Origin of the sequence: Fulverythrobacter fulvus (genome assembly GCF_037154085.1) — a bacterium.
GTDB lineage: Bacteria > Pseudomonadota > Alphaproteobacteria > Sphingomonadales > Sphingomonadaceae > Andeanibacterium > Andeanibacterium fulvum.
Genome location: NZ_JBANRM010000001.1, coordinates 838371 through 855859 on the forward strand (window position 1 = coordinate 838371; position 17489 = coordinate 855859).

Sequence of the window (17489 nt, forward strand, 5' to 3'; positions counted from 1 at the left end):
CGTTCATCCTGAGCCTGTCGAAGGACACGCGCTGCCATTTGACCATTGAGCAGCTCCGTCGCCTTCCCAGTGCGAACTGGCCCAGCTGGATCTTTCCCGGAACCACCGTCGCGCGTGTCCTTCGACAGGCTCAGGACGAGCGGAGGATGGAGGATGCCCGCACGCATTCGGGACTGTCAGCTTTCGTTTGCCTCAAGGCGACGTTCAACCGGCAGGAATGGGGTGGTAAGCGGACATAGAGGAGGCTCGTCGTGTTTAGGCAGGCCGCCTGATGGTGGCGCTGCGCTTGGCAAGTGGTTCACCATCGGGATCATCGTACACCTCGATGATCAGTTCGATGTCTCCGTCAATCCCACTTGTCCAACGCTCCGTATCGCTGACATCCAAGAGTCCTATCGACGTATCAACCGATGTGGTCTCACCGCAGGGAAACGGTGAACGTGCATGAATTGACTTGGCATGGTCGGACCACGAAACCTTGGCAAGCATCTCAAGCCACTCATTAGCCAGCTCATTTGCGATCTCGGACACAGTCATCTTCGCAACAGGATATATCTTTTCAGCCAACGTCCGCAATGTCATCGCGTCCGGAATGGCGGCATTCGGCAAGATTGGGATGGGAAGCGGAAATCACTATACCGTCATGCTGAACTTGTTTCAGCATCCATCGCTCCCCCCCAAACTACGGCCTAATCTGGAAAAATAGATCCTGGAAGCGAAGCTGTGCTTACACAAACGAGTTCAGGATGACGGGGGCGAGAAATCACTTTCCTACATCGTGGCAAATGGGGTTTATCCTGCTCGATGCCTTACCTCGCCACGCCCCTCCTCGCCTCCCTCCGCCCGGTCTGGAAAGGTCGGCTGGAACGGCCACGAAAAAGCAAAAACAAAAGGTCACACTCCGCCGCGAGCCTAATCCCGAAAAACGGCTCAAAACTGCGGCATACAGGGGGTGTTACACAAGGGGTTTCGATGGCCGTTCCGTGTAACATCAAAGGTGACACGCTTGCCCCAACCGCCCCGCCTAAATCGCCTGCCCCGCCGCCTTCGCGCTCGCCCAGGCCCATTGGAAATTATAGCCGCCCAGCCAGCCGGTCACGTCCACAGCCTCGCCAATGGCGTATAGGCCGGGCAGCTTGCGCGCCTCCATGGTCTTGGAGGAAAGCTCCGCCGTGCTGATCCCGCCGATGGTCACTTCGGCCTTGGCGAAACCCTCGCTGCCATTCGGGCGGAAGCGCCAGTCCGCCAGCCGCCGCGCCGCTTCGGCCAGTGCCTTGTCGGACAGATTGCCCAGTTCCCTCTCCAGCCCCAGCTTTTCCGCCAGCACCGTGGCCAGCCTGTCGGGCAGATGCTCACCCAGTGCGCTGCGCAGGCCAGCGCGCGGACGGGTACGCTTGGCTTCGGCCAGCCAGCCCTCGCCAAGATCGGGCAGGAAGTCGATCCCCACTTCCTCGCCCCGCCGCCAGTAGGAGGAGATTTGCAGGATCGCCGGACCGGACAGTCCGCGATGAGTAAACAGGGCCGCCTCGCGGAAGGCAGCCTTACCGCAGCGCGCGATCACTTCGGCCGAAACGCCGGAAAGCTCGCGGAACAGGGCTTCGTCCCCCGGCAAAGTGAGGGGCACCAGCGCGGGGCGCGGTTCCACCACCTTGAGGCCGAATTGCCGGGCGAGATCATAGGCGAAGCCAGTCGCGCCCATCTTGGGAATCGACGGGCCGCCCGTGGCGATCACCAGTGCGGGCGCGCTTGCCGTCTCGCCTCCGGCGGCGACGCGAAAGGTCCCATCGACGTGGGCAACCTCGCTCACCGGGGCATTGCAGCGCAGCTCGACCCCGCCTTTCGCGCATTCTTCCAGCAGCATATCCACGATCTGCCGCGCGGAACCGTCACAGAAGAGCTGGCCCAGCGTCTTCTCGTGCCAGGCAATGCCATGGCTCTCGACCAGGGCGAGGAAGTGCTGCGGCGAATAGCGGCCCAGCGCCGATTTGGCGAAATGCGGGTTCTGCGAAAGATAGCGATCCGGCGCGGTGTGGATATTGGTGAAATTGCACCGCCCGCCGCCGGAAATGAGGATCTTTTTGCCCGGTGCATCGGCATGGTCGAGCAACAGCACACGTCTGCCGCGCTGCCCGGCCGTGGCCGCCGCCATCATGCCGGCAGCGCCGGCGCCCAGAACAATCGCATCGAATTCGCCGGCCATGGCAGTGCCCCTAGCGGGCGGGCGCCCTGCCGCCTAGAGCCGGATGACGCTATCCGTCAGACGCTCCACTTCCGCCATGTCATGGCTGACATAGAGCACCGGCAGAGCCAGTTCGTCGCGGATACGTTCCACCACGCGCAGGATCTCCTCGCCCCGAGCCGCGTCGAGCGAGGTAAGCGGCTCGTCCATCAGCAGGAATTTGGGCGCCGACAGCAGCGCGCGACCGATAGTAACCCGGCGGGCCTCACCGCCAGACAGCGTGCCGGGCATCCGTTCCAGCAAATGGGCGATGCCGAGAAACTCGACCACTTCGCCCTGCGTGATCCAGCGTTCTTCCGGCGCGTGGAGCTTCTCGCCATAGGCAAGGTTTGCCGCCACATTCATATGCGGGAACAGCCGCCCTTGCTGGAAGACGTAACCGACCCGGCGCCGCTCCGGCGGCAGGTTTATCTTCAGCGCGGAATCGAACAGCACCCTGCCCGCCACCACGATGCGGCCGCTCTCCGGCTTCAACAGGCCGGCGATGCAGTTGAGCGTAGTGGTCTTGCCGGCACCCGAAGGGCCGACCAGCGCCGTGAGCGAGGCATGGGAAACGGCATTCAGTTCGAGCCGCATATCCCCGACCCGGCGGGCGAGCTTGATCTCGAAGATGGGCTCAGAGGACTGTGGTTCAGAGGACATGGCCACCCCCCTGCCCCAGCCGGGCCCCGCTGCGGCGCACCAGCCATTCGCTGGCGACCAGCGCCGCGATGGACAGGCCGACGGAAATCAGCGCCAGCCGCGTCACCATCTCCTCGCCTCCGGGCATTTGCAGGCCGGTATAGATCGCCAACGGCAGCGTGCGCGTCTCGCCCGGAATATTGGAGGCAAAGGTGATCGTGGCCCCGAACTCCCCGATGGAGCGCGCAAAGCCCAGCACGCTGCCTGCCAGAATGCCGGGCACGGAAAGTGGCAGAGTAACGGTAAGAAACGCGCGCAGCGGCCGTGCGCCCAGGGTACGCGCAGCCTCTTCCAGCCGCTGGTCCACGCTTTCGATGGAGAGGCGGATCGCGCGGACCATCAGGGGCAGCGCCATGACGGCCGCCGCAAGTGCCGCGCCGGTCCAGCGGAAGACAAGGACAATGCCCAGATGATCTTCCAGGAAGGACCCGACCGGGCCGTTACGCCCGAACAGGATCAGCAGCAGCCAGCCGGTCACCACCGGGGGGACGACCAGCGGCAAATGCACCAGCGCGTCGAGCAGCAGAATACCGGGGAAGCGCTTGCGAGCGAGGAGCCAGGCGAGCCCATAGGCGACGGGCAAGGTACCCGCCATGGCGACGAGGCTCACCTTGAGCGAGAGGCCCACGATGGCCCATTCCGCCGCACTCAGCATTCAGGACCGCCTTGTTGTCTCAATCGGCGCCGGGCCGCGTGAAGCCGTGCCGTTCGAACACCGCCATCGCCGCGTCGCCCGCCAGATATTCACGGAAACCCGCCGCTTCAGGGTTCGTCGAAGCCTTGATCTGGCCCACCGGATAAAGGATCGGCGGATGGCTGTCAGCGGGGAAACTCGCCACGACGCGCACCTTGGCACTCGCCTTGGCATCACTGCCATAGACGGCGCCCAAAGCGGCTTCGCCCCGCTCGACCAGCGCCATCGCCGCGCGGACATTCTCCGCCTGGACGATCTTGCCCTGAACATCGCCCCACAGGCCAAGCCCGGTCAGCGCCGCCTTGGCATATTTCCCGGCCGGCACGGCTTCGGGATCGGCCAGCGCCAGCGGCCCCTGCCCCAGCGCCCGGACGAAACCGGCGCGATCGGCAAGATCGACGCGGGTATTGCTGGCCACCGGCGCAATCAGCACCAGCGTGTTGCCGAGCAGGGTCTTGCGCGTGCCAGGCTCGATCAGCTTCTCGCCCTCCAGCGTGTCCATCCATTGCTCATCGGCGGAAATGAACAAATCCGCGGGCGCGCCCTGCTCGACCTGTCGGGCCAATGCGGAAGTGGCCGCGAAGCTCAGCACCGGGCGGGGATGGCCTTCCTTAGCCCAGGCATCGGCCACTTCTTCCAGCGATTCCTGCAGGCTTGCGGCGGCGAGCACAGTCGGGCCCTTTGCCTCCTCCTTCCCGCCGGAACACGCGGCCAGCAGTGCAGCGGCAACGATCGGCAGGAGGCGGGAAAAAATGCGCTGCATTGCAGTGGCTTTCGGTTGACGTATCGAACGGCGCCTATGCTATATACACTGCGATATAGCAAGGCAGGAGCACGTCCTTGGCCCCCCGTTCCGTGATTACCTCAGCGCTTTCAGCGCTTGTTTCCTTCGGCTTCATCTCGGCTTCTCCGGCATTGGCCGCCGAAGACAAATGGCAACCGCCTGCCTGCGATGCGCCCGTTCCGGTGCCTGCCGAATGGACCGGGTGGGACAGTCCTTCGGCTGCACCCGAAAACGGCGATATCTCGGCAGGCCAAGCCTGGTCCTTCACGCTCGCTCCCGTCGAGCAGGTGGCGCTTACCGGCTTCGACGGCAAGGAACTGCCCGAAGGCAGCATGGGCGCCGTGCTGACCTTTACCGCTCCGGCCGCGGGAACCTACCTCATCACCGTGGCAGACCCGATGTGGATCGACGTGATCGGGCCCAAGGGCGTGATCGAATCCTCAAGCCACGGCCATGGGTCCGACTGTTCGGGCATCGGCAAGATCGTCCACTTCCCGCTGGAGGCCGGAGCCTATCGGATCGAGCTTTCCGCCGCGCAGGTGGCTACCAGCAGGCTGATGATAAAGGCACCCTGACGGCTGCAATCCGCCGCATGATCGGCTAGTCTGACCCGATCAAACGGGAGACGGCCGATCGCAACGCTCAAGCTCAAGCTGCAGCTCTATGTCGGCGATGAGATCGCCATGGGCCCCGGCAAGGCGGACCTGCTCGACGCGATCGAGGCGACAGGCTCCATTTCGGCGGCCGCGCGCTCCATGGGCATGAGCTATCGCCGCGCCTGGATGCTGGTCGACGCGATGAACCGCTGCTTTGCCGAGCCCCTGGTGGAGACACATCCCGGCGGCGGACAGCAAGCCGGGGCGAAAGTCACCGAACTGGGCCGCGACATGCGGGAAGCCTATCGCAAGGTCGTGGAAATGGCTGAAAAGGGTGCTCAGGGCGAGGCGCTGGCCCTGCTGACACGGGCACTCAGAGGCTGAAAACCGCATCTTGGCGCGCCCCAAGCAAAGCATCGCTTGCCCTCGCGCCCGCGCAGTCCCATCTACTGCGACAGAGTCAACAAACCCCCTCGCAGGAGAGCCGCGCCATGTCCGACGACACCTATGTTCCGCCCAAGGTCTGGACCTTCGATCCCGAAAATGGCGGCCAGTTCGCCGGGATCAACCGCCCCACCGCCGGCGCGCGCGAAGAACATGAACTGCCGGAGGGCGATCACCCCTTCCAGCTCTATTCGCTCGGAACTCCCAACGGCGTGAAAGCCACCATCATGTTGGAGGAATTGCTGGAAGCCGGCTTTTCCGACGCGGAATACGATGCGTGGCTGATCAAGATCTTCGAAGGCAACCAGTTCTGGTCCGGCTTCGTCGAACTGAACCCTAATTCCAAGATCCCCGCCCTGCTCGACAAGTCCGGGCCGGAGCGGTTCCGCGTGTTCGAATCCGGCTCGATCCTGCTGCATCTGGCGGAGAAGTTCGACTATTTGCTGCCCAAGACCCAACCCGCCCGCGCCGAGACGCTCAGCTGGCTGATGTGGCAGATGGGCAGCGCGCCCTTCATGGGCGGCGGCTTCGGACATTTCTACGTCTACGCGCCCGAGCGCTATAAGTACCCGATCGATCGCTATGCGATGGAAACCAAGCGGCTTTTCGCCGTGGCGGACATGCAGCTAGGCAAGACGGAATATCTCGCGGGCAGCGATTACACGATCGCCGATATCGCCGCCTATACGTGGCTCGGCAACCTCTATCACGGTGCCTATAATCGCTGTGACATCTTCCTCAGCCTCGACGAATACGAGAATGTCGGCCGCTGGATCCGCACGATCGACGCGCGCCCGGGCGCCATTCGCGGTCGCCTCGTGAACACGCAGGCAATGGCGGAACGCCATTCGGCGGCGGATTTCGACGCGCTCGACCCCTCGTTGTTCGATCCGGTACGCAAGCGTCCCGATCTCCTCTGAGGAAGGGCGAGCATAGCACCTTGCGCATGGGCGAGGCCCCGCTATAGGGGCGCCTCACCCATGCGCCCAAGGGCGCAGGCGGAGACGCTGCTGGGGCGTCGCCAAGTGGTAAGGCACCGGTTTTTGGTACCGGCATTCGCAGGTTCGAATCCTGCCGCCCCAGCCAAATCGCATGATCCACGATACACAGCCGCACTCTTGGGCCTGCGGCGCATGCGTTCAGTTCGGGCAGGAATTCACTGTCGCGGCAGGCGAAGGGTTGTAGATCTGCGTGAGATCGCGATCATCGCGGACATACATTGCTGCCGTCTTGCGGATCGCCTGCGGCGGCACCAGGCTGCTGAAGATCAGTGGTTTGTAATTATAGACCACTTCCGCAAACATGATGGCAAAGCCGCTCTCGGCGCGCACCCGCCGATTGGCGGGACCCATGCCGGGGAAGCTGGTTCCGGTAATGCCGTCGCCCTGCTTGCCATAGCTCGACTTGTAAGCCGTCTTTCCGAAGCAACGCTGCCAGTGGACCCACTGCCCACCCTGCGAGTTCACCTCAAGGCTGGACAGGATCAGCCGCCCGTTCTGCTCGATATCGAGCCCGCCCGATTGCAGCGCGGCGCCTTCGAACGTCTCGTTAACGTCATATTCGCGCATGCGCGGCACGCCGGAGACGATCTCCTGCTTCGCGCGCGACGCGTTATCAGCCAGCGAGATCGCGATTTGACTCACCCGCATATGCGTGATCGAGAGGTTCGCGATCTCCACACCGCCGAGGCCAAGCATGGTCAGCACAGGGAGCGAGTAGGCGAACTCGACGAGGGCAATGGCATTTTCATCACGCCAAAGACGACGCACAAAGCGGCGCAGAGCGCCCGGAGTTGTTTTGCTCATCATACCCCCGGACACACCTGTTTCGTCGCCCTGCCGGCCTGAGGGCCGAAAGGCTGGTTACGCAGCACAGTTGAGGCAGAAACGTCACTACGTTCCTCACTGCTTATGAGCTTCCAAAGGGGAAACACGCGATTATAACTGACAGTGACCGTATAAAGCACAACGTCGTTCGCGCCGCCCTGCCCGCCTTTACCGACGTCGCCATCCCATGAGTTGTTGCCGTTCTCGTCAACGAAGCACTCGTTGGAATCGTACTTGTCGTTCTTGTTCGAGTCAGTGAAATCCTCGGGCCGCCCGACGTCGGCGAAGCTCGAATAATTCTTGCGCTCAATCGTATAAGTGGGATTGCTGATCGCGATCGGACGAAGCTGGTCGCGCACGTATTGGTCGATCACATCCTTCTGGCTCGTCCCGCTTTCGAGACCGGCGTCACGCCCCGCATCCTGGATTGCCCCCTGAAGCACGGACTGGACGTAAATGCCTTGGCCGAGATCGAAGATACCAAACAGCAGCAGCAGAAAGGTCGGCAGCACGATGGCGAATTCCGGCAGGGTCGCCCCTCGCGCATCACCCGCAAGGCAGCGTACCGAATTGAGGAGAATTCGCCCGATCATTCGCCCAACCTCAGGTCGGCCACCTGTGCGGCAATGAACTTGAAAGTGTTGCGAAGCTGCTCAGTATTGCTCGAGTAATAGGCACGGCCATTACTGGCGCAGTTCTGCAACTCAGTGGTCATGCTTGTACCAAAAGCGACTACCCAGATCGTCGTGCCTTGCGCCTTGATGGCCTCACACTGAGCCGAAAAGCGCGCATTGTGTCGCGATGTGATCGTATTGGCGTAATAACGTGGCGCAATCCGGCTATCGAGGTTCTCGATACCATAGGCGGAATAGCCGGACGCTGTGGGCTCCATAATACCGTCGGTCATGAAGATGATATGCTTGCTCACATTGATCTTGTCGGCATCAAGATTCACGTTGTCAGCGAATAGCCCGGTCGCACTCGTAAGACGACCACCCCAGGTCATCCCTATGTCGTGGTAGGTGTTACCGGTCGCCACCAGATTGTTCAGAAAAGTGTTGAGCCAGGCAGGCACGTCATTCGGGTCGTCAGCCAGTTCGACAGTCCGAAACAGCATCATCTCCGAAGGACAACTGCCGCTGCTGTTGCTGGGCGGCGAAACCTGGTTCCCGCTATAGTTCGAATAGTTGTAGTACTTACCGTCCGATGAATTATAATAGTAATATTGACCGTCGTAATTGCTTCGCGAATATTCGACGTTGTTCCACATCGGGTGCCAGCGTGTCTGACTGCTGCTTGGCACCAAATCCAGATCGAGATCGTACGCATCGTCCGGGATCGGATCGAAATCGGTTTCCTGAACCGTGTCGCGCTCTTCCAGGCAGCCGTTCCAAGTATAACTTGAAACACTTACGCCAGTCGCTTTCACGCCATTGGGGGCAGTTCCGGCCTGCATCTTGGCAAGCGTCACGAGGTCATAATCACCCTGCGTGGAAACCAGCGCCGAGGTCACCGATGTGGCGATGGGCACCGAGGAGAAGTTCTTGAAATTCGCGGTGTCCAGCGACTCATCCTGGTAGATCCAGTAGCTGAAGCCAAACCACGTCTCATAATCCGTCCTGGTCTTCACCCAGCGTCGGGTGCAGGTGCCAACCTTGTTATTCCCGGATCCGGTTACATTCGTCCAGGAGACATAGTTGTACTCAGTCACGTAAAGCGGATTGGGCGCGCCGCCAGTTTTTACCGGATTCACGCCGCTCGTAGGGTAATTGTAGGCGCCATACTTGTTGCAATTGGTCTGGCTGATCTTGGTCGAATAGACCTCGGTTCCACTACCAACCTCTACCGGAGTTTCGGCCACGTAGGTCGTCTTCCCGAAATAGGGAATACGCGTCTGGTACTGGGTTTGGTCCGTGAAATAGCTGTAGGGCATGGATCCGCCGGTGAGCAGGCCCTTGGCATTCACCGTCATCGAATAAGGTACAAAGCCGTAACGGATACGCGTGCGGTTATCGTTCACCGCTTGGTTGATCGTTTTGTGGAAGTCACGAACCGCGGATCGCAGGCCGTCGATTTTGGCCGGATCGCCATAGCTGATCGAATTGGCCATCGAACCGGTGGTATCGAGCACGAACATGATGTCCGCATTGCCGATCTGCAATTCGGCCATGCAATCCACCGACAGGTCGACCGTGTTCATGTCGAACACTTTCATCACCAGTGTCGGGATGGTCGCGGTTGCGGTGCCAAGAACCTGTCCGTCATCATTGTCGTGAGTGACGTAACTAACATTCGTGGCATCGAATGAGGTCGGGTTGAAGTTGAAGGTGAACATGCTGCTCGCCTTCGCTTTTTCCGTAGTGCCGTAGGTGCCGGTCTTGCTCATCGCTCGGCGGCCTGCGAGCACACCCGCGTCGCAGGCGGACTGAAGCTGGGTCTTGGCCATATAGGCTCGACTGACGTCCACCCCGCCTCCAATGAGAGCCGTCATAGGAAGCAGCGAGGCAGCCGCGATCACGAGCGTGTTGCCCGAACGGTCTTTCGCAAGCGCGCGAAGGAATTTGCCCCCGGGGGAATGGCTGCGCATTCCGATATTCTCCATAGACTAGGCCAAGCCTGCCCGGAGATAGACGGAACACGGTTACTCCCTCGCCAACACTTATGGTTAATGCGCGTTAACGCCCGCAGAAATCGTAGACGTGCGATATCGGGACAGAGTTTTTACAAGCGTTAACTCTTACCCTTCATCATCGCTGTCTCGGCCTGAGTGGATTGCGGGCCGGTGTTGCGACGGGCGAGTCCGCCCAGTTGCGGTCCCTTCTGGAACGGCTCAGGATCGCCTTCGCGCAGCTTGAGCCCGAACAGCGGCAACATGCCCGGATGACGCCCCAGGCCACCATAAAGGTCGAACCCGCGATCGATCCAGTCACGCAGGGGATCGTCCGCGGTCAGCACCGGCGTATCCGCCACGGAAGCAGCAAACAGGAATACACTCAGCATGCGGTAATCGGCGTAATTGGGGCTTTCGCCGCCGAACCATTTGTTGTCGGCCAGCGTGTTGCGCATGAGTTGCAGTGCCGGCGGGACGAGAGGCAGGCGATCCTCGCGGCCGACAATGATGTCTTCCATCTTGCGCCCGAACATCCGCTCGCGGCTTTCGGTGACATATTCGTGGTCCTGCGGCAGCGACCGGTCGCGATAGGACTTGATGAAGCAGGTCATCCACGGGCCGATGGCCACCTGCCACAGCCAGTTTTCCATCATGGTGGTCAGCACCCGCACGCTGGGGTCAGGGATCAGGGTCGGGCGATCGGGGTATTTCTCGTCGAGATATTCGGCGATCAGCCAGCTATCGAGCACCCATTCGCCGTCATCGACGATCGCGGGCAGGCGTTCGGTCTTGCCGCCCGTCCGCTCCATGATGCCCGTGAAACCGCCGGGGACAATGTCAATCTCGAAACCCTTGTGGGCGATGGCATATTTGGTCGCCCAGACGAAGGGACTGATCGTGCAGCCCGGCTCAAGCTGAAGATCGTAAAGCGTGATCGTGTTGTTCTTTGCCATCCGGCCCTCTCCGTCCAACCCGCGCCTCGATCAGGCGTCGAAGGCGCGGTTTGTGCAACCGCATTAGGACAGAGTCAACTTAGCTCGCGGGTTTCCGCGCCATTCACCTCAAGAGGAAGCGCAGGAATCCGGTGCCCCTTCCATCCCCGCCTGGCAGATTTCCCAAAGGGCGAGGATGATCTGGCGCACATCGTTGTCCACCAGCTTGTAATAGCGGGTCTGCGCATCGGGCCTCACTGTCACCAGCCCCATGTCGCGGAACTTGGCGAGGTGCTGCGAGACGGCGGACTGGGACATGCCGGTAAGTTCGACCAGTTCGCCGACCGTCACTTCCTCGTCCGACATGCGGCACAGCATGAGCAGCCGGTCCGGATGCGAGAGAATCCGCAACCGGTTGGCCATTGCCTCGGAATTTTCGCGTAGCAGGTCCAAGGGCATCAAAGTCTTCATTCGTCTCCGGTGGCAGGCAACCCGTCATCGCGCAAGACGATATAGATGGCGGGAATGACCAGCACCGTGAGCGCGGTGGAGGAAGCAAGGCCGAAGAGCAGCGAGATCGCCAGCCCCTGGAAGATCGGATCGGTAAGGATCACCGCCGCGCCGATCATGGCGGCAGCGGCCGTCAGGGCGATGGGCTTGAAGCGGATGGTCCCCGCCTCCAGCAAGGTATCGCGCAGTGACTTTCCGGGCGCCCGCGCATGGCGGATGAAGTCCACCAGCAGGATGGAATTGCGCACAATGATCCCGGCCAATGCGATGAAGCCGATCATGCTGGTGGCCGTGAACGGCGCGCCGAACAGCATGTGACCTATCACGATTCCGATCAGGGTCAGCGGAATGGGCGTGAGGATCACCAGCGGGATCTTGAAGTTCCCGAACTGAGCCACAACCAGCACATAGATGCCCAGAAGAGCCACCATGAAGGCCGCGCCCATGTCGCGGAAGGTCACCCAGGTGATTTCCCATTCTCCATCCCACAGCAGGGTCGGATGGCGTTCGTCTTCAGGCTGTCCGTTAAGGGCGATTTCGGGCTTGGGCAGGCCTGCCTTGGCCCAGTCGAAATCGTTAATGGCCTGGTCGACCGCAAGCATGCCGTAGATCGGTGCCTCGTAACGGCCGGCAAGCTCGGCCTGCACCATCGCCGCCCCTCGCCCGTCGCGGCGGAACACGGCTGGCTCGCCGCGCTCCATCCGCGCATCGACCAGTTCGCCCAGTTGGATCAGTTGCGGCGCGCCCGCGGCATTCGTCACCGCCACCGGAGTGGCGGCAAGGCTGGCCGACCAGGCGCGCTCCGACTGGTCGAGCGCGACCTGGATCGGCAGCGGATCGCGGCCCATGCCCTGCGGGGCATATCCCACGATCTGATTGCCCATCAGCGCGCCGATGGAATCGAACAGCTGACGTTCCGACAGGCCATAGTGATCGAGCCGCGAACGGTCCGGCACCAGCCGCAATTGGGGGCGCCCTTCCCCGAAGCTGTTATCGACATCGACGATGAACGGCACGTCCTTGAAGATCTTCTCGACCTGCATGGCCACGGCGCGGCGGGTAGTCTCGTCCGGGCCGTAGATCTCTGCCAGCAGGGTGGCGAGTACCGGCGGCCCCGGCGGGGTTTCGACCACCTTGATCGAACCACCCTGCGGCAGCGCGATCCCCGCGAGTTTCTCGCGCATGTCCACTGCAATATCGTGGCTGGCGCGCGAACGGTCGCCCTTGGGAAGCAAGGTCACCATCAGGTCCCCCATCTCCGGCCTGGCGCGCAGGAAATAATGCCGCACGAGGCCGTTGAAGTTGAACGGCGCCGACGAACCGGCATAAGCCTCCATGGAGGTGACTTCGGGCACACTGCGAGCAACGGCAGCGGCCTGATCCAGCACGCGGGCAGTGGTCTCGAGACTCGTGCCTTCCGGCATATCTACGACAAGCTGGATCTCCGACTTGTTGTCGAAGGGCAGCAGCTTCACCGTCACCGCCTTGAAGTAGAACATCGAGCAGGCGACCAGCGTTGCCACGCCCACGCCGATGAGGAAATTGCGCGCGCTCTTGCGGTCACGGATGACGCGACGGGCAACACGGGCGTAATATTGGCCCAGCTTGCCGCCGTGCTCGTCATGCCCATGGGCCAGCGTCTCGCGTGCGAAGCGGATCATCAGCCAGGGCGCAATGATCACGGCCACAAAGAAGCTGAAGATCATCGCTGCCGAGGCATTGATCGGGATCGGGGCCATGTAGGGGCCCATCAGCCCCGAAACGAACAGCATCGGCAGCAGGGCGGCCACAACGGTCATGGTCGCGACGATGGTGGGATTGCCCACTTCGGCGACGGCTTCGACAGCGGCCTGAATACGCGGGCGATCGTCAGCCATCGCCCAGTGCCGGGCGATATTCTCGATCATCACGATGGCATCGTCGACCAGGATCCCGATCGAGAAGATCAGCGCGAACAGGCTCACCCGGTTGATCGTGAAGCCCATGATGTTCGAGGCGAACATGGTGAGCAGGATGGTGGTGGGAATGACGATGGCCGTCACACCCGCCTCGCGCCAGCCGATGGCAAAGCCGATCAGCACCACGATGGAAACGGTGGCGAGAGCGAGGTGGAACAGCAGTTCGTTCGCCTTCTCATTCGCCGTCTCGCCATAATTGCGCGTCACCGCGACATCGAGCGAAGTGGGGATGAGCGTTCCTTCGAGGCTTTCGATCCGGTCCACCACCGCTTCCGAAACGGTCACGGCATTGGCGCCCGCGCGCTTGGCGATCGCGATACTGACGGCGGGAGTGCGGGCCCATTTCGCGCCCTCTTCCTCGCCCTTCGACCAACGCCAGACCATTTGCTGGTCCTGAGTGGGTGCTTCGGTGACAGTGGCAACGTCGCGCATGTAGACGGGCGATCCGTCCACCGCGCGTACCTGCAGATTGCCGACTTCGTCCGCGCCTGAGAGCGTGCGCCCGGCCACGACGTCCGCCGCCTGCCCCGCTTCGCGCACGCTGCCCGCAGGGAAGGCACGATTGGCCTGGCTGGCCGCCTCGATCAGATTGCCCAGCGGCACCTGATGAAGCTGCAACTTCGCCGGATCGGGCGCGATCCGCACCGCCTGCCGCTGGCCGCCGGTGATGAAGGTCAGGCCGACATCGGGCACCTTGGCGACTTCGGTCCGCAGCCTGCCGGCGAGTTCGCCCAGGGCCTGTTCGTTCCAAGCGCCGGGTGCGCCCGGTTTGGGAGAAAGGGTGAGGACGACAATCGGAACGTCGTTGATGCCGCGCACCGTCACCTGCGGGGCGGGAATGCCCACGGGGATGCGGTCCATATTGGCGTTCAGCTTTTCGTCGATGCGGGTTGCGGCGTCTTCGGGATTGGACCCGACCACGAAGCGCGCCGTTACCATCACGCCATTGTCTTCGGCCTGGGTGTAGACGTGCTCCACGCCGTCCACACTCTTCACGATGGTCTCGAGCGGCTTGGCCACCACTTCCACTGCATCGCTGGCCGAAAGGCCGGGCGCGGTGACGCGGATGTCCACCATGGGGACCGAAATCTGCGGCTCTTCCTCGCGCGGGATAGTCAGCGTCGCAATCACGCCAACCAGGATCGCGGCGAGCAGCAGCAGCGGCGTGAGCGGCGACTGGATCGTCGCCCGGGTCAGTCGCCCGGAGATGCCCAAGGAAACCGACGGCTTCATTTCGCGGCCTGCTTCACGATGACGTCACCCGCGGAAAGGCCGGAGAGTATCTCCACCTTGCCCTTCTCGGTCGACGGAGCGGTCTGCACCGGCACGCTGGCCGCGCTGCCATCCTTGCCCACCGCCCAGACGGTATCGAGGCCATAGGCAGTTGTGACGTAATCGGCGGGCACCAGCAGCGCCTTGCGGCTACCTGCTTCGACCTTGGCGGAAATGCGGCGGCCGATCAGCGACCCGTCAAGGCCCGCGATTTCGACATCGGCGCGAACCTTACCGCCCATGACGGCCGGATAGAGCTTCACGATCGTGCCAGTCACATCCGCAGCACCCGGCATCTGGGCCAGCACGCGCGAACCGGGATGGACCTGCGCGGCAAGGGATTCCGGCAGTTCCAGCTTGAGCACAATTGCCCCGGCCGTGATGACCGCAATCGGCATGCCCGGAGCCACTGGCGAGCCTGCCGGAACATCGGCCAGCAGCACGCGGCCAGAGGCAGGAGCCACCACGGCGCCCTGCCCGGCCACGGCATTGACGGCGCCCTGCTGCTGGCGGGCGGCGCTGACCTGTGCCTGAGCGGCATCGGCGGCGGCCCTGGCCTGATCCAGTCGCGCCTTCGCATAGACGCCATTGTCATAGAGGAACTGGACACGTTCCAGTTCGGCCTTGGCGGCGGCGGCCTGTGCCTGCGCGGCAGCGGCCTGCGCGCCAAAGGCGCCCGCCTGATAACCCAATTGGCTATCGACGATGCGCCCGATCACCTGCCCCTTGCGAACAAGATCGCCTTCCTTGACGGAGAGCGACGTGAGGATGCCGGGAATGCGGGCAAGGACCTGCGCCTGATCGACGGTGGAGATTTCAGCGCTCACATCCTTCCAGTCGCCCGTATCGGCAAGCTGGACAGTGAAGCGTTCACCCTCGGCTTTCTGGACCTGAGCAGGCTCGCTCTCGCTGCTGCCGCAACCTGCCAGAGGCAGCGCCAGCAACGCCGCCGCGATGCCCAGACGCAGATGTGTCTTACCGATCATTGTCCGGCCCCCTCGCCGCTTGTCCTAGCGTTCCACCGGCAGGCCGGCCTGCGCCCAGGCGCCGAAGCCACCCGCAAGATGCGTATCCACCGCGGATTGCGCCAAACCGCATTGATCGAGCGCAATGCCGGAGCGCTTGCCGCCGAGGCAGTTTAGCACGAGAATTCTGCCCTGCGACTCGGGAAGCTTGTCGGGCGAAAAGCTGGAGAGCGGCATGTTGAGCGCCCCCGGAATGTGTCCCTGCTGGAATTCATCAGGTTCGCGCACGTCGACGACCTGCACTTCGCCGCGATCCAGCATGTTCTTCAGCTGCGCAGGCGTCAGTTCCTTGTGCTTGGGTTTGCCGAACAGGCCCATGATTCGAATCCTTTCCGATTAAATTATGGATTGCTTATATGCGTCATTCGTTATATTAGCAAGATCGTAATGGGAGAAGCCGAGATGTCTGACCAACCGCATATCGTCGTCCTCGGAGCAGGCCTTGGCGGCACGATCGCCGCCTATGAAATCCGCCAGGCATTGGGGAAATCCGCGCAACTCACGGTCCTGAACAAGGGTGAGGATTACTGGTTCGCCCCCTCCAATCCCTGGGTCGCCGTCGGCTGGCGCGAGCCCGAGGCGATTCGCGTCCACTTGCCCCCGGTGATGGCGAAGCACGGCATTGCCTATAATTCGGTCGGCGCCGCCAAGGTGCACCCAAAGGAAAACCGGGTTGAGCTGCTCGACGGCTCCTCGGTCGCTTACGACTATCTCGTGATCGCCACCGGGCCTGAACTCGGCTTCGACGAGATCCCCGGCTTCGGCCCCAATGGGCATACCGAGAGCATCTGCGTCACTGCCCATGCCAAGGCGGCCTATGCGAAGTTCGAGGAACTCTGCGCCAATCCCCGGCCGATCGTAGTCGGCGCGGTGCAAGGCGCGAGCTGCTACGGCCCGGCCTACGAAATGGCGATGATCCTCGATACCGAGCTCAAGCGCCGCAAAATCCGCGACCGCGTGCCGATGACCTTCATCACGCCCGAACCCTATATCGGCCATCTCGGCCTCGACGGGGTGGGCGATACCAAGGGCCTGCTCGAAAGCGAAATGCGCGACCGCCACATCAAGTGGATCACGAACGCCAAGGTCACCTCGGTCGAGGACGGCAAGGTCCATGTCGAGGAAGTGAACGAGGATGGCTCGCTCAAGAAGGCGCACGATCTCGATTTTGGCTGGGCAATGATGCTGCCGGCCTTCCGCGGCGTGGAAGCCGTGATGGGCATCGAAGGCCTTTCCAACCCGCGCGGCTTCATCATCACCGACAAGCACCAGCGCAACACCACCTATCCCAACATCTTCGGCCTGGGCGTGTGCATCGCGATCCCGCCGGTCGGCCCCACTCCGCTGCCCGTGGGCGTGCCCAAGACCGGCTTCATGATCGAAAGCATGGTCACCGCCATTGCCCAGAACCTGAAGGAAATCCTCGCCGGGCAGGAACCGACGCATGAGGCGAGCTGGAATGCCATCTGCCTGGCCGACTTCGGCGATAGCGGCGTGGCCTTCGTCGCCAAGCCGCAGATCCCGCCCCGCAACGTCAACTGGGCGAGCGAAGGCAAGTGGGTTCACTTGGCCAAGATCGGCTTCGAGAAATACTTCCTGCACAAGGTCCGCAGCGGCGAGAGCGAGCCCTTCTACGAGAAGCTGGCCCTGCATGTGCTGGGCGTGAAGAAGCTGCGTTTCAACTGACAGATCAGGAGGATAAGCGATGAACCTCGACCGTTCCGTAATGGCCTTCGCAGGCGTGGTGGTACTGCTGAGTTCCATCCTGTCGCTCACTGTCCATCCCTACTGGATCGCGCTGACGATCTTCGCCGGGCTCAATATGCTGCAGGCCAGCTTCACCGGCTTCTGCCCGGCAGCAATGATCTTCAGGAAGCTGGGCGTGCGCAGCGGCACGGCCTTCAACTGAGCTTGCGA

The 17489-nt window shown here is 62.3% G+C and carries 18 protein-coding genes and 1 tRNA gene; 6 read left to right on the plus strand and 13 right to left on the minus strand.

Annotated features, from left to right (window positions below):
• Positions 1-255: 255 nt before the first annotated feature.
• The 5 genes from WFP36_RS04060 to modA form a co-directional block, all read right to left on the minus strand.
• Complete coding sequence (locus WFP36_RS04060) at positions 256-609, minus strand: hypothetical protein (RefSeq protein ID WP_336978075.1); 354 nt, start codon at positions 607-609, stop codon at positions 256-258.
• A 415-nt stretch (positions 610-1024) separates the two neighbouring features.
• A complete protein-coding gene (locus WFP36_RS04065; protein ID WP_336978076.1) occupies positions 1025-2200 on the minus strand; it encodes a BaiN/RdsA family NAD(P)/FAD-dependent oxidoreductase in 1176 nt (391 codons plus the stop codon).
• 33 nt (positions 2201-2233) lie between these two features.
• Entirely contained in the window at positions 2234-2881 is a 648-nt protein-coding gene (locus tag WFP36_RS04070) for an ATP-binding cassette domain-containing protein (RefSeq protein WP_336978078.1), read from the minus strand.
• Positions 2871-3575, minus strand: a complete 705-nt coding sequence (gene modB, locus WFP36_RS04075) for a molybdate ABC transporter permease subunit (protein WP_336978080.1) — start codon at positions 3573-3575, stop codon at positions 2871-2873. Before modB ends, WFP36_RS04070 begins: the two co-directional genes overlap by 11 nt.
• Before the next feature lie 19 nt (positions 3576-3594).
• Positions 3595-4377, minus strand: a complete 783-nt coding sequence (gene modA, locus WFP36_RS04080) for a molybdate ABC transporter substrate-binding protein (protein WP_336978082.1) — start codon at positions 4375-4377, stop codon at positions 3595-3597.
• Between the two features lie 77 nt (positions 4378-4454).
• Here modA and WFP36_RS04085 point away from each other — a divergent pair, with 77 nt between their 5' ends.
• From WFP36_RS04085 to WFP36_RS04100, 4 genes are all read left to right on the plus strand, one after another.
• Positions 4455-4973 carry a hypothetical protein gene (locus tag WFP36_RS04085; RefSeq protein WP_336978084.1) on the plus strand — a complete coding sequence of 173 codons (519 nt, stop codon included), beginning with the start codon at positions 4455-4457 and terminating at the stop codon, positions 4971-4973.
• 108 nt (positions 4974-5081) lie between these two features.
• Positions 5082-5378 (plus strand): winged helix-turn-helix domain-containing protein, encoded by a 297-nt coding sequence (locus WFP36_RS04090; protein ID WP_336978086.1) that lies wholly within the window; start codon positions 5082-5084, stop codon positions 5376-5378.
• Between the two features lie 107 nt (positions 5379-5485).
• Positions 5486-6358: a glutathione-dependent disulfide-bond oxidoreductase gene (gene yghU / locus WFP36_RS04095; RefSeq protein WP_336978088.1), complete on the plus strand. Its 873-nt coding sequence runs from the start codon at positions 5486-5488 to the stop codon at positions 6356-6358.
• Positions 6359-6449: 91 nt separating this feature from the next.
• A tRNA-Gln gene (locus WFP36_RS04100) sits at positions 6450-6524 on the plus strand.
• 53 nt (positions 6525-6577) lie between these two features.
• Here WFP36_RS04100 and WFP36_RS04105 read toward each other — a convergent pair.
• From WFP36_RS04105 to WFP36_RS04140, 8 genes are all read right to left on the minus strand, one after another.
• Entirely contained in the window at positions 6578-7243 is a 666-nt protein-coding gene (locus tag WFP36_RS04105) for a TadE/TadG family type IV pilus assembly protein (protein ID WP_336978090.1), read from the minus strand.
• Positions 7243-7857, minus strand: coding sequence for a TadE/TadG family type IV pilus assembly protein (locus tag WFP36_RS04110; RefSeq protein ID WP_336978092.1), 615 nt, complete (start codon positions 7855-7857; stop codon positions 7243-7245). The genes WFP36_RS04105 and WFP36_RS04110 overlap by 1 nt, the downstream gene beginning before the upstream one ends.
• Positions 7854-9851: a TadE/TadG family type IV pilus assembly protein gene (locus tag WFP36_RS04115; RefSeq protein ID WP_336978094.1), complete on the minus strand. Its 1998-nt coding sequence runs from the start codon at positions 9849-9851 to the stop codon at positions 7854-7856. Before WFP36_RS04115 ends, WFP36_RS04110 begins: the two co-directional genes overlap by 4 nt.
• A gap of 143 nt (positions 9852-9994) precedes the next feature.
• A complete protein-coding gene (locus tag WFP36_RS04120; RefSeq protein ID WP_336978096.1) occupies positions 9995-10828 on the minus strand; it encodes a beta-etherase in 834 nt (277 codons plus the stop codon).
• 108 nt (positions 10829-10936) lie between these two features.
• Positions 10937-11278, minus strand: a complete 342-nt coding sequence (locus WFP36_RS04125) for an ArsR/SmtB family transcription factor (RefSeq protein WP_336978098.1) — start codon at positions 11276-11278, stop codon at positions 10937-10939.
• Positions 11275-14508, minus strand: coding sequence for an efflux RND transporter permease subunit (locus tag WFP36_RS04130; RefSeq protein ID WP_336978101.1), 3234 nt, complete (start codon positions 14506-14508; stop codon positions 11275-11277). The genes WFP36_RS04125 and WFP36_RS04130 overlap by 4 nt, the downstream gene beginning before the upstream one ends.
• Positions 14505-15533 (minus strand): efflux RND transporter periplasmic adaptor subunit, encoded by a 1029-nt coding sequence (locus WFP36_RS04135; RefSeq protein ID WP_336978103.1) that lies wholly within the window; start codon positions 15531-15533, stop codon positions 14505-14507. Before WFP36_RS04135 ends, WFP36_RS04130 begins: the two co-directional genes overlap by 4 nt.
• A 24-nt stretch (positions 15534-15557) precedes the next feature.
• Positions 15558-15890, minus strand: a complete 333-nt coding sequence (locus tag WFP36_RS04140; RefSeq protein ID WP_336978105.1) for a rhodanese-like domain-containing protein — start codon at positions 15888-15890, stop codon at positions 15558-15560.
• Positions 15891-15974: 84 nt separating this feature from the next.
• Here WFP36_RS04140 and WFP36_RS04145 point away from each other — a divergent pair, with 84 nt between their 5' ends.
• Positions 15975-17258: an NAD(P)/FAD-dependent oxidoreductase gene (locus WFP36_RS04145; RefSeq protein WP_336978107.1), complete on the plus strand. Its 1284-nt coding sequence runs from the start codon at positions 15975-15977 to the stop codon at positions 17256-17258.
• Between the two features lie 19 nt (positions 17259-17277).
• On the plus strand, positions 17278-17481 hold the full coding sequence (locus tag WFP36_RS04150; protein WP_336978109.1) for a YgaP family membrane protein: 204 nt from the start codon (positions 17278-17280) through the stop codon (positions 17479-17481).
• Positions 17482-17489 lie beyond the last annotated feature (8 nt).

Excerpts from the sequence above, each read along its gene's own strand:
- WFP36_RS04065 (WP_336978076.1), bottom strand. The coding sequence starts at position 2,200 with ATGGCCGGCGAATTCGATGCGATTGTTCTGGGCGCCGGCGCTGCCGGC.
- WFP36_RS04070 (WP_336978078.1), bottom strand. The coding sequence starts at position 2,881 with ATGTCCTCTGAACCACAGTCCTCTGAGCCCATCTTCGAGATCAAGCTC.
- modB (WP_336978080.1), bottom strand. The coding sequence starts at position 3,575 with ATGCTGAGTGCGGCGGAATGGGCCATCGTGGGCCTCTCGCTCAAGGTG.
- modA (WP_336978082.1), bottom strand. The coding sequence starts at position 4,377 with ATGCAGCGCATTTTTTCCCGCCTCCTGCCGATCGTTGCCGCTGCACTG.
- WFP36_RS04090 (WP_336978086.1), top strand. The coding sequence starts at position 5,082 with ATGGGCCCCGGCAAGGCGGACCTGCTCGACGCGATCGAGGCGACAGGC.
- yghU (WP_336978088.1), top strand. The coding sequence starts at position 5,486 with ATGTCCGACGACACCTATGTTCCGCCCAAGGTCTGGACCTTCGATCCC.
- WFP36_RS04105 (WP_336978090.1), bottom strand. The coding sequence starts at position 7,243 with ATGAGCAAAACAACTCCGGGCGCTCTGCGCCGCTTTGTGCGTCGTCTT.
- WFP36_RS04110 (WP_336978092.1), bottom strand. The coding sequence starts at position 7,857 with ATGATCGGGCGAATTCTCCTCAATTCGGTACGCTGCCTTGCGGGTGAT.
- WFP36_RS04115 (WP_336978094.1), bottom strand. The coding sequence starts at position 9,851 with ATGCGCAGCCATTCCCCCGGGGGCAAATTCCTTCGCGCGCTTGCGAAA.
- WFP36_RS04120 (WP_336978096.1), bottom strand. The coding sequence starts at position 10,828 with ATGGCAAAGAACAACACGATCACGCTTTACGATCTTCAGCTTGAGCCG.
- WFP36_RS04125 (WP_336978098.1), bottom strand. The coding sequence starts at position 11,278 with ATGAAGACTTTGATGCCCTTGGACCTGCTACGCGAAAATTCCGAGGCA.
- WFP36_RS04130 (WP_336978101.1), bottom strand. The coding sequence starts at position 14,508 with ATGAAGCCGTCGGTTTCCTTGGGCATCTCCGGGCGACTGACCCGGGCG.
- WFP36_RS04135 (WP_336978103.1), bottom strand. The coding sequence starts at position 15,533 with ATGATCGGTAAGACACATCTGCGTCTGGGCATCGCGGCGGCGTTGCTG.
- WFP36_RS04140 (WP_336978105.1), bottom strand. The coding sequence starts at position 15,890 with ATGGGCCTGTTCGGCAAACCCAAGCACAAGGAACTGACGCCTGCGCAG.
- WFP36_RS04145 (WP_336978107.1), top strand. The coding sequence starts at position 15,975 with ATGTCTGACCAACCGCATATCGTCGTCCTCGGAGCAGGCCTTGGCGGC.
- WFP36_RS04150 (WP_336978109.1), top strand. The coding sequence starts at position 17,278 with ATGAACCTCGACCGTTCCGTAATGGCCTTCGCAGGCGTGGTGGTACTG.